Genomic DNA, 10,448 nt, shown 5'->3' on the forward strand with positions numbered 1-10,448 from the left:
ATCTATACTACGTACTTCATTGGCTTTAGATAAATTACTACGTGTTACGCTTTTTCCAAATCCAAGATGATAAAACTTTTTCTTATGCGCATCAAGTATCCCTATCAAATCCCGAAGGCTTTCCCGATTAGATAACTGACCAAAAATCAGAACTAAAAGGTGATTCCAACAAGTAAATGATTTTACATATTTATTGCCTTCGTATTTATCGACTAAACAATCAAAAGCTCTCTTGGGCAGAAATCTACATAATTGAGTAAAAACGTAATGTCCATTGTGCATTCCTACTATCATTTTGTTACTTCTAACAAAAATAGAGATTTGAAATGTACACGTAAAAAAAACGAATATTATTAATTGCATATCAAATAATTACATCGCTTGTTAATGTTTTTTAGTGGACACTAGTGTATTGCATACGCCCGCATAGCAAAATATCACAATTGGGCGTATGCAATACGCCACTACATAAGGCTGAAAAACAGCTTTATGAATTTTGATGCGTTTGCCCTATTCCTCGTATCTTGTCTACTCGTATCTCATATAACTTTCAACTTATTACTTATTACTTATTACTCATTACTCATCACTTACTTATCCCAATACTTCAAAGAGCTATAAGCTGACAGCTAAAGGCTATCAGCTATATACATAGATAAAGTTTTCAATATATTATATACGCAAATTTCAGCTACACCACTCTATATAAGAAGTAGATAATCTTTCCGGGATTATTTTCAAAAATTTTTATACCCTTTTATGGAATTTAAGGCTTTTAAATATCTATTAGGTACAAAAGGGGAATAATTAATAACATATAAAACTTACAGTTATGAAAAACTTAGTTAACTTAAATTCCGCAGAATGGTGTGATATTATTTTTGAAGGTAAAAATAAATCATACGGTGCATTTGAATTACGCCAATCCTCTACCAAGAGACACCTGATCGCATTCGGCGTAGTGGTATTATTTGCGGCTTTTGTCTCCTGTCTGCCGGCAATCATCAGCACAATCAGTGCTGCAACTGCAAAAAATCATACAGGTGGTGTAGATGACATATACACTACGTCGGTGATTGAGGTGGATAACAAATTACCGGAGCCTGAGGTGATTAAACCTGAAATTCCGGAACCTCCTAAATTCCTTCCGATGCAAAAATTTGCCCCGCCTACAATTGTAAAGAACGAAGATGCCCCCGATGACACTGAGATGGCCAATATGAGTGACCTGACTACAGATAAAAGGGAGATTGGTAACTTTAATGTAGAAGACGATGGTTCTGACCACAAAGACGCTGTACGCAAAGAATTTGAAACCAATGTAGTAGGTGACGGACAAGGAGGAGCCGCCTCTAAAGAACCCGAAGTATTCATAAGCGCTCAATTTATGCCTCAGTTCCCCGGTGGACAAACCGATATGTATAAATATATATACGATAATATCAAATATCCGGTTGTGGATCAGGAAATGGGAATACAAGGAACAGTTACTCTAAGATTCGTGGTAAGCAAAACCGGAGATATCACTGATATCCAACTACTGAAAGGAATCAGCCCGACTTGCGACAAGGAAGCCATAAGGGTACTGAAAGGCATGCCCAGATGGATACCGGGCAAGAATAACGGAGTTGCCGTTCCGGTTTACTTTACAATGCCAATCGTATTCAAGCTGAAATAGTAATTTATTATAAAAAATAAAACATCGCGTTAATGACCGGAAGAAAAATCTTCCGGTCATTAACGCGTAAAAATGCTTTTTACAGATAAATATATTTTTCAGTCCAAAAATTATTTATTATCAATTTTTCATATATATTTGTGTAGAATTTCTTACAAAGAATTAGAAATTGTTTAAACCTTATAACACTAAACATACAAAATTGACAATACACATGGAAACAATCCGTACTATTGAAATTTAAGACTGTATCATCCTTAAAATCTAATGATTTTAAGTAATCCCTAACATAAACAAAATCTATTCAAATTCAATACTACAATACAGAAGCGATACCAAATTAATAATAATTCGAAATTCACATTATTAATCATCTAATTTTTTACACAAATGAAAAATGTTCTATTCAAAAGAATGGTGATGCTAATCATCATGACGGTAGCGGTAAGCGCAGTAACAATAGCGCAAGAAAAAGGGGACAAAGCTATCGGTGCCAACCTGGTAATAGGAAGTGGAGACAGTTTCACCAATTATGGTCTCGGTGCCAAATTCCTCTACAATGTAACCGATCCGGTCCGCTTGGCTGCGGAATTCGATTATTTCTTAAAAAAAGATGGCATCACCATGTGGGATGCCAGCGTATACGGACATTACCTGATTCCTCTAACAGAAAAGTTTACCCTGTATCCTTCAGCAGGTTTGGGGCTCATTAACACCAAAGCTTCTAATGGACAGGCTATCAACGAGAGTTTAGGCGAATTGGGTAATATTTTAGGCATCGCTGTATCGGAAGATGGATCAACATCGAGCAGTGACTTTGTTTTTTCACTGGGCGGTGGCGCCGAATATGAATTAACCGATAATCTGGCGCTGAACGGCGAATTCCGTTACAAAATCAAAGATGGCAGTCGTATCAATATAGCTTTAGGCATTGCATACAAGTTTTAATAATACAAGCCGGAAAAAGGAATGAAAAGGAGTTACGCTGATTGTAACTCCTTTTTTAGTCAACCAGATTCTTATTTTTTCATCGATAATTGCACCCGTTTCCGTGCCGTATCAACAGACAATACTTTTACCTCCACATGTTGATGGAGAGACACCACTTCGGTAGGGTCGGAAACGAAACGGTCTGCTATTTCCGAAATATGTACCAGTCCGTTCTCTTTGATACCCACATCCACAAAGCAACCAAAGTTTGTGATATTGGTAACGATTCCGGGAAGAATCATACCTTCACGCAGGTCATCGATAGTACGGATATTAGGATCGAATTCAAACATCTTAATTCCTTTACGCGGGTCACGTCCCGGTTTATCCAGTTCTTCCATTATATCGTTCAGCGTAGGCAATCCGACCGTGTCCGTTATATACGACTTGAGGTCGAGCGATTTTTTCAATTCTTTATTCCGGATCAATTCTGAAACAGTACACTTCAGATCTTTAGCCATTTTCTCTACTACATGATAACTTTCGGGATGTACGGCAGAATTATCCAACGGGTTCACAGCTTCGGCAATGCGAAGAAAACCTGCACATTGTTCAAACGCCTTTTCGCCCATACGTGCTACTTTCATCAGTTCTTTTCGGGACTTGAATGCGCCGTGTGCCGCACGATAATCAACTATATTCTGTGCTAATACAGGCCCTAAGCCTGACACGTAAGTCAACAGGTGTTTACTTGCAGTATTTACATTTACACCAACGAGATTCACGCAACTTTCGACGGTAAGATCAAGGGAATTTTTCAATTTTGTCTGATCTACATCATGCTGGTACTGCCCTACCCCGATCGATTTCGGATCTATCTTCACCAATTCGGCCAACGGGTCCATCAGACGACGACCAATAGACACCGCCCCCCTGACTGTCACATCATAATCAGGAAATTCTTCACGGGCAATCTTGGACGCAGAATAGATCGATGCCCCATTCTCACTCACAACGAATACTTTCACTTCCTTTTCGTAGCGGAGGTTGGTAATAAAACGCTCCGTTTCGCGGCTGGCAGTACCATTCCCGATAGCAATAGCGTCTATATTATATGTAGACACCAACTTCACCACTTTATTGCCGGCCTTGGACGTCTCATTTTGCGGTGGATGCGGATAAATAGTCTCATTATGCAACAAGTTTCCTTCCGCGTCGAGACACACAAGTTTGCATCCTGTACGGTATCCGGGATCGATACCCAATACTCTCTTCTGGCCCAATGGTGGAGCTAACAGAAGTTGACGAAGATTCTCGATGAATACACGTATGGCCTCCTCATCCGCCTTTTGTTTCGACAAAGCCGAAAACTCCGTTTCTATGGATGGTTTCAATAATCGTTTGTATGAGTCTTCTATAGCATCAGCCACATAGTTAGTGGCTTCATTGTCATTATCTCCTTTAATAAAGCGCTTGTCCAATCTTTCCAGCGCCGTGTCTTCATCCGGTGCAATATTTACACGGAGAAAACCTTCCGATTCCCCGCGGCGTATTGCCAGTATGCGGTGGGATGAAGCCTTACTCAATTTTTCAGAGAAGTCGAAGTAATCACGGTATTTATCCCCTTCCTCTTCTTTCCCCTTCACTACCTTGGCGGTAATAACAGCCTCCCTTTCAAAAAGATTGCGAATAGTATTACGGGCATATTCATCTTCATTTATCCATTCGGCAATAATATCGCATGCTCCGGCAATAGCGTCTTTCGTATCTTTTACATCATCTTTTACGAATGAGAGGGCTTTCCCTTCCACATCCATCGGGTGTTGCGCCATAATCAATTTTGCAAGCGGCTCCAATCCCTTTTTACGGGCTATTTCGGCACGCGTCTGACGTTTGGGTTTATAAGGAAGATAGATATCTTCGAGTTCCGAACTGTTCCAACAGTTTTCGATACGCGTTTTCAGTTCAGGCGTCAGTTTCTCCTGCTCTTCTATCGATTTCAGGATTGTCTCACGGCGCTTTACGAGTTCATTGAGCTTGTCATTTTGCTCTTTTATAGCTCCTATCTGAACCTCATCCAATCCCCCTGTGACTTCTTTACGGTAACGGCTGATAAAAGGAATAGTAGCACCCGAATCCAGTAAACCTATTGTTTTTTCGATTTGTGAAGCTTTTATGCTTAACGCTGACGATATTAGATCAATTATAGTCATAACAAAATTAAAATTTGAGCAAAGATAATATATTCTATTTCACAATAGCCTCCAAAGCCTGCCACAAATTATCTTCCGGAACAGGCGCAGTAACCTCTATTAATTCTTTCGATACCGGATGAATAAAGGATATCTTACGTGCATGCAGACTGATACCGCCATCGGGATTGGAACGCTCCGCACCATACTTCAAATCCCCTTTTATCGGGCTGCCGATTTTTGCCAGCTGGCAACGTATCTGATGATGGCGACCTGTCTCCAGGTCTATTTCGAGTAAGCTGTATTTATCTGAACGGGCAATAAGTTTATAATGTAATATGGCCAACTTCGAATTCGGCTTCTCCGTATCATAAGCGTATGATTTATTTTGTTTTTCATTCCGCACCAGATAATGCTTCAATGTCCCCTCCGGCTGTTTGGGAGCATTCTTTACAACGGCCCAGTATGTCTTACTTATTTCCTTATTCTTAAACATGTCATTTAAGCGGGGTAAAGCCTTGCTTGTTTTGGAAAAAACCACGATACCGCTCGTTGGGCGATCCAGGCGGTGGGTAACGCCACAAAAAACATTTCCCGGCTTATTGTACTTCTCTTTCAGGTATTCTTTTACAATTTCCGAAAGTGGCTTATCGCCCGTCTTATCCCCCTGTACGATTTCCGATACAGTCTTATTGACAATTATAATATGGTTATCTTCGTAGAGAACAGTCATTCTATTTCATTTTTTTACTAAAAGAATGATGCAAAGATAATGAAGTAAGTTTAGTTTTTATAAGGGATTGAAAAATGAAATACATAAACTCATTTGAATATTGATTTGTTCAAAACAGACAATACATAAGCCGGTACTGTATCTGTTTGTTTACGGTAAAGCTGTAATACACCTTCTTTCCCCTTCAAATAATAATGTTCAACATCTGAATAAACAGCATATTCATAAAAATCGTTCCGCTTATCTATATATATTTTCTCAAAGAATATAGTATCACTATTGATTCTATATTTTCCTAAAGTCGTATAAACACCAAAACAGATATCAGTAAAGGTAAATATATTATTAGAATACAGGTCTAAATTTGTTGTGCAGTTTGCTGCACCTTCGTTAAAAGCATACATCACTCTCTTGCCATTAAGAAGCTCATAACTCAACAGGCCTTCGGGCTTATATACTGTCAGGCCTAATACTATGACAAGCGTGACAACTAGTATATTTCTGTATTTATCCTGAAATCTCTCTTTTATCATCAACACTACATAATAACAGCAATAACCAAAAAGAACCAAGAAAAGTACAAACATCAATACCGCACAAGGTAGCGCAAGAAAACCCAATAAACCACTGATAAAGAAAGATGTATTTATTAAGATAAAAAAGATAATAGATGTAAAAAAAAGTTTCGCGTATTTCATAAATTACTTAATTAAGGAAATAATGAATAGTTGAAATGTAGCTAATATATAATACAAAGAAAAACCTTTCGATTGACAATCGAAAGGTTTTCTCAGTTATAATGTTTAATATATATGTGTTAAGCGTTCTTTGGTTTTCTCCAGGTAACGTTTTTCATATTGCCTGTTTCCTGGAATGCTTCGTGAAAAGCAAAGGCATTATACATATCGAATCTTGTTTGTCCCTTAGGTGCATTCTTAATATATTCCTGCAATAGAGGACGGTAATCCGGATGTACACAGTTATTAATGATTTCCTGCGCACGTTCTTCAGGGCATTTGCCACGAAGATCGGCCACACCATATTCAGATATGATTACTTTCACCGAATGCTCACTATGATCCTGATGTGCAACCATCGGCACAAAAGAACTTATCTTTCCGTCTTTTGCCACAGATGGCGTTACAAATATAGACACGTATGCGCTACGGGTAAAGTCTCCAGAACCTCCGATACCATTCATCATCTTGGTACCCATCACATGGGTTGAGTTAATATTACCGTAAATATCCGCTTCAATAGCTGTATTGATGGCAATAACACCCAGACGGCGAACTACTTCGGGATTATTTGAATATTCGGATGGACGCAACACGATCCTTTCTTTGAAGAAGTCCAGATTCTGATATATATGCTCGATGCAAGGATTACTTACTGTTAATGAACAGCCGCTTGCAAATTTTACACGTCCCGATTCCATAAGGCCGATAACAGCGTCCTGAATCACCTCTGTGTAAACATCAAAATCAGGAATTTCCTTACTTTCTCCCATAGCAGCAAGTACGGCATTTGCTATATTACCCACACCTGACTGTACAGGCAGGAAGGTTTTCGGCATACGGCCTTCAGCCATTTCCTTAATAAAGAAATTAGCTACATTTTCTCCGATTTTTGCAGTTACTTCATCTACCGGAGCAAAGCCGCTACCTTCATTCGGTTCGTTGGTTCTTACAACGATTATTTTATCAGGATCTACTTTTATATGGTCTTTACCTACGCGGTCATGTACTCCGTATACCGGAATATCTTCACGTGTAGGCGGGTCCTGAGGCTCGGGAATATCATGCATCCCACGCATAGCCTTCGGATTCCATTCATTTAATTCTACAATGACTTTTTTTGCCAAACGGCTAACTGTAGGAGAGATGCCAACACCGCATGTAGGAACTATTTCACCATTCTCTGTAACTTCACATGCTTCTACGATAGCATAGTCTATCTTTCCATAATACCCGTAACGGATATCCTGAGCCATCGTTGAAAGGTGTAAATCACAATATTTGATTTCCCCGTTGTTGATAGCTTCACGCATGCTCTTGTTTGTTTGATAAGGTGCGCGGAAATTGATAGCTTTCGCCCTGGTTAAGACCCCGTCTAACTTATCTCCTGTGGATGCTCCGGTGAACACATTTATTTTGAAAGGATTGCCCTTTGCATGTTCCTCTTCGGCGCGTTTTGCGATAAATCCGGGTACTACTTTGGGACATCCTGCATGCGTAAAACCGCTAAATCCCACATTGTCGTTGTTGTTGATAAGTGCGGCTGCCTCTTCAGCAGTCATAAATTTTAAAGCCATTGTTTTTTAAAATGTATGATTTATATAAGTTATTAAGTTGATTTTCATATGCGTTTCGCTTTCGCGCTGCAAAAGTACAAAATAAATATCTGATGTGCTATTTTAAATCATTAAAAATTCAAAGACTGCAATTTACCATAGTTATTCAGGGAATAAAGACTTTCGTTTCTGAAGAAAAAATAATTAGTAATATAAATATTTACTGACACATCATAGATTGTAGCGACGAATCGTATTGCCCCTGCATCAGCTTCAAAAAAAATACAACATTGGTTTTTAATCAGATACTTTCCAAAAAACGGCACAAAGCTTTTACGGCCAATGCCCGATGACTTATATTATTTTTAACATCACTTCCCAACTGGGCAAACGTTTCGGTATACCCAACAGGCATAAAAATGGGATCATATCCAAATCCTGCCGATCCTTTTTCTTCTGAAATTATTTCCCCATCAATTTTCCCGTCAAAAAGATATTCCTTTCCATCCAGAATCAACGCTATAACAGACCTGAAACGGGCCCTACGGTTTGTAATGCCGTCCAGATTAGCCAGTAACTTCTTCATATTGGCTTTAGCATCATGCCCATCTCCGGCATAACGGGCCGAATAGACGCCCGGCGCACCATTCAAGGCTTCTACTTCAAGCCCCGTGTCATCACCGAAACTGTCGTAACCGTATTTCTCTTTCACATAGCGGGCTTTTATCAAAGCATTTTCTTCCAGGGTTTCACCCGGTTCGGCTATATCTTCATGGCAACCAATCTCTTTAAGACTGAGTATTTCAAATTTATCTTTTACAACTTCTCTGACTTCCTCCAGTTTATGAGCGTTATTGGTAGCAAAAACAAGTTTTCTTTTCATTTCTTTTTCAACGCATTATAAGTCTCCAATGCCTTCTCCAATACCGTAAGGGCATTTCCCAGATCTTCCTTATTAAGAACATAGGCTATACGAACTTCATTTTTCCCCAATCCGGGCGTTGTATAAAATCCTGAAGCCGGAGCCATAAACACTGTCTGCCCTTCATATTCAAAATCGGACAGACACCATGCGCAAAACTCATCGGCATCATCGACGGGCAAACGTGCGACCGTATAAAAAGCACCCATAGGGATAGGCGAATAAACTCCCGGTATACGGTTCAGGCGGTCGATAAGAAATTTCCGTCTTTCCACATATTCATCGTAAGTATCGCGGAGATAATCGGGACTGGCGTCCAGCGAAGCCTCTGCTGCAATCTGCCCGATAAGCGGCGGACTTAGACGCGCCTGACAGAATTTCATCAGAGTCTTCCGTAATTCCTTATTTTTAGTGATCAATGCACCTATACGGATACCACATTCACTATATCTTTTCGAGACCGAGTCTATCAGCACCACATTATCCTCGATACCGACAAGATGACAAGCCGAAATATATGGTGAATTGGTATAAATAAACTCCCGGTATACCTCATCCGAAAACAGATAAAGATCATGCTTCTGTACCAGATGTTTTATCTGATTCATTTCGGCACGGGAATATAAATAGCCCGTCGGGTTGTTCGGATTACAAATCATAATCCCTTTTGTGCGTTCATTTATGAGTTCTTCAAACTTTTCAACCGGGGGCAAAGCAAACCCTTCTTCAATAGAAGAAGATACCGTACGGATAATCGCTCCGGCAGATACGGCAAAGGCCATATAGTTGGCATAAGCAGGCTCGGGAACAATAATTTCATCTCCCGGGTTGAGGCAGGCCAGAAATGCAAACAACACAGCTTCGGAGCCTCCGGTAGTAATAATTATATCGTCAGCCGATACATTTATATTATACTTTGCATAATAACCAACCAGTTTTTCACGATAAGAGCGGTATCCATCGCTGGGACTATACTCTAGTATAGTGCGGTCGATATTGCGTATCGCCTCAAGCGCTTCTTCGGGAGTAGGCAAATCGGGCTGTCCGATATTCAGATGATATACTTTCAAGCCCCTGGCTTTAGCCGAGTCGGACAATGGAGCCAATTTCCTGATGGGAGAATTCGGCATTTCTATTCCTCGTTGCGAAATATGTGGCATAATACTATTTTAATATATATTTTATTTTCAACAAGGCGCAAATATACGAATTTTACTTATGAGTCATAAGTTATAAATGACGAATTATGAGGACTTCCATATATTTATCTTTTACCTGTTTCCTCAATAGAATTACCAATCTAATTTAACATTAACATTTGAGTGTAAAGCTATACAGTATAAAGGCGGAAAGTTGCATAAACAAATAATTATTTAAATCTATGTGTCTATTACAAAATATGAAAAAACGAACTATATATAGCCCTACAGAACACAGGAAAGGCTTTCCCCCTTTTTTAATATTCTTAAAATATATTTGTTAAATCAAATTTTTATCTTTTACTTTGCAATTGATACACAAGACAATTTATACTAAGATAAATAAAAAATAATGCACGTTTTCCTGCCAAATAATACAATTATGGGCTCTCTTTTTCCATCTGGAAATTTGGGAGTTAGTATTATTTTGCTAGAGAGAGAGAGAGAGAGAGAGAGAGAGAGAGAGAGAGAGAGAGAGAGAGAGAGAGAGAGAGAGAGAGA

The 10,448-nt window shown here is 39.2% G+C and carries 9 protein-coding genes; 2 read left to right on the plus strand and 7 right to left on the minus strand.

Features of this window, described 5'->3' with window-relative positions; genetic code table 11:
• A partial coding sequence (locus HMPREF9455_RS13890; RefSeq protein WP_044216353.1) for a DUF4372 domain-containing protein occupies window positions 1-294 on the minus strand: 294 nt, incomplete at its 3' end.
• Between the two features lie 538 nt (window positions 295-832).
• On the opposite strand from HMPREF9455_RS13890, the gene HMPREF9455_RS13895 reads away from it, so the two are divergent.
• Both HMPREF9455_RS13895 and HMPREF9455_RS13900 read left to right on the plus strand, forming a co-directional pair.
• Window positions 833-1,678, plus strand: a complete 846-nt coding sequence (locus HMPREF9455_RS13895; RefSeq protein ID WP_006800347.1) for an energy transducer TonB — start codon at window positions 833-835, stop codon at window positions 1,676-1,678.
• Between the two features lie 390 nt (window positions 1,679-2,068).
• On the plus strand, window positions 2,069-2,626 hold the full coding sequence (locus HMPREF9455_RS13900) for an outer membrane protein (RefSeq protein WP_006800348.1): 558 nt from the start codon (window positions 2,069-2,071) through the stop codon (window positions 2,624-2,626).
• 71 nt (window positions 2,627-2,697) lie between these two features.
• Here the strand turns inward: HMPREF9455_RS13900 and HMPREF9455_RS13905 are convergent, their stop codons facing one another.
• From HMPREF9455_RS13905 to HMPREF9455_RS13930, 6 genes are all read right to left on the minus strand, one after another.
• Window positions 2,698-4,821, minus strand: coding sequence for a Tex family protein (locus tag HMPREF9455_RS13905; protein WP_006800349.1), 2,124 nt, complete (start codon window positions 4,819-4,821; stop codon window positions 2,698-2,700).
• A 34-nt stretch (window positions 4,822-4,855) separates the two neighbouring features.
• The gene (locus HMPREF9455_RS13910) at window positions 4,856-5,533 is read right to left on the minus strand and encodes an RluA family pseudouridine synthase (RefSeq protein ID WP_006800350.1); all 678 of its coding nucleotides are present in this window, start codon (window positions 5,531-5,533) and stop codon (window positions 4,856-4,858) included.
• 89 nt (window positions 5,534-5,622) lie between these two features.
• Window positions 5,623-6,066, minus strand: a complete 444-nt coding sequence (locus HMPREF9455_RS13915; RefSeq protein ID WP_148401906.1) for a hypothetical protein — start codon at window positions 6,064-6,066, stop codon at window positions 5,623-5,625.
• A 284-nt stretch (window positions 6,067-6,350) separates the two neighbouring features.
• The gene (locus HMPREF9455_RS13920; protein WP_006800352.1) at window positions 6,351-7,847 is read right to left on the minus strand and encodes a butyryl-CoA:acetate CoA transferase; all 1,497 of its coding nucleotides are present in this window, start codon (window positions 7,845-7,847) and stop codon (window positions 6,351-6,353) included.
• 280 nt (window positions 7,848-8,127) lie between these two features.
• Window positions 8,128-8,709, minus strand: coding sequence for a non-canonical purine NTP diphosphatase (locus HMPREF9455_RS13925; RefSeq protein ID WP_006800353.1), 582 nt, complete (start codon window positions 8,707-8,709; stop codon window positions 8,128-8,130).
• On the minus strand, window positions 8,706-9,908 hold the full coding sequence (locus HMPREF9455_RS13930; RefSeq protein ID WP_006800354.1) for a pyridoxal phosphate-dependent aminotransferase: 1,203 nt from the start codon (window positions 9,906-9,908) through the stop codon (window positions 8,706-8,708). Before HMPREF9455_RS13930 ends, HMPREF9455_RS13925 begins: the two co-directional genes overlap by 4 nt.
• Window positions 9,909-10,448: the final 540 nt, after the last annotated feature.

This window comes from Dysgonomonas gadei ATCC BAA-286 (genome assembly GCF_000213555.1).
Classification (GTDB): domain Bacteria; phylum Bacteroidota; class Bacteroidia; order Bacteroidales; family Dysgonomonadaceae; genus Dysgonomonas; species Dysgonomonas gadei.

What these genes read in the sequence shown, in the direction of transcription:
- HMPREF9455_RS13930 (WP_006800354.1), bottom strand. Translation starts at nt 9,908, where the DNA reads ATGCCACATATTTCGCAACGAGGAATAGAAATGCCGAATTCTCCCATC.
- HMPREF9455_RS13900 (WP_006800348.1), top strand. Translation starts at nt 2,069, where the DNA reads ATGAAAAATGTTCTATTCAAAAGAATGGTGATGCTAATCATCATGACG.
- HMPREF9455_RS13915 (WP_148401906.1), bottom strand. Translation starts at nt 6,066, where the DNA reads ATGATAAAAGAGAGATTTCAGGATAAATACAGAAATATACTAGTTGTC.
- HMPREF9455_RS13910 (WP_006800350.1), bottom strand. Translation starts at nt 5,533, where the DNA reads ATGACTGTTCTCTACGAAGATAACCATATTATAATTGTCAATAAGACT.
- HMPREF9455_RS13895 (WP_006800347.1), top strand. Translation starts at nt 833, where the DNA reads ATGAAAAACTTAGTTAACTTAAATTCCGCAGAATGGTGTGATATTATT.
- HMPREF9455_RS13920 (WP_006800352.1), bottom strand. Translation starts at nt 7,847, where the DNA reads ATGGCTTTAAAATTTATGACTGCTGAAGAGGCAGCCGCACTTATCAAC.
- HMPREF9455_RS13905 (WP_006800349.1), bottom strand. Translation starts at nt 4,821, where the DNA reads ATGACTATAATTGATCTAATATCGTCAGCGTTAAGCATAAAAGCTTCA.
- HMPREF9455_RS13925 (WP_006800353.1), bottom strand. Translation starts at nt 8,709, where the DNA reads ATGAAAAGAAAACTTGTTTTTGCTACCAATAACGCTCATAAACTGGAG.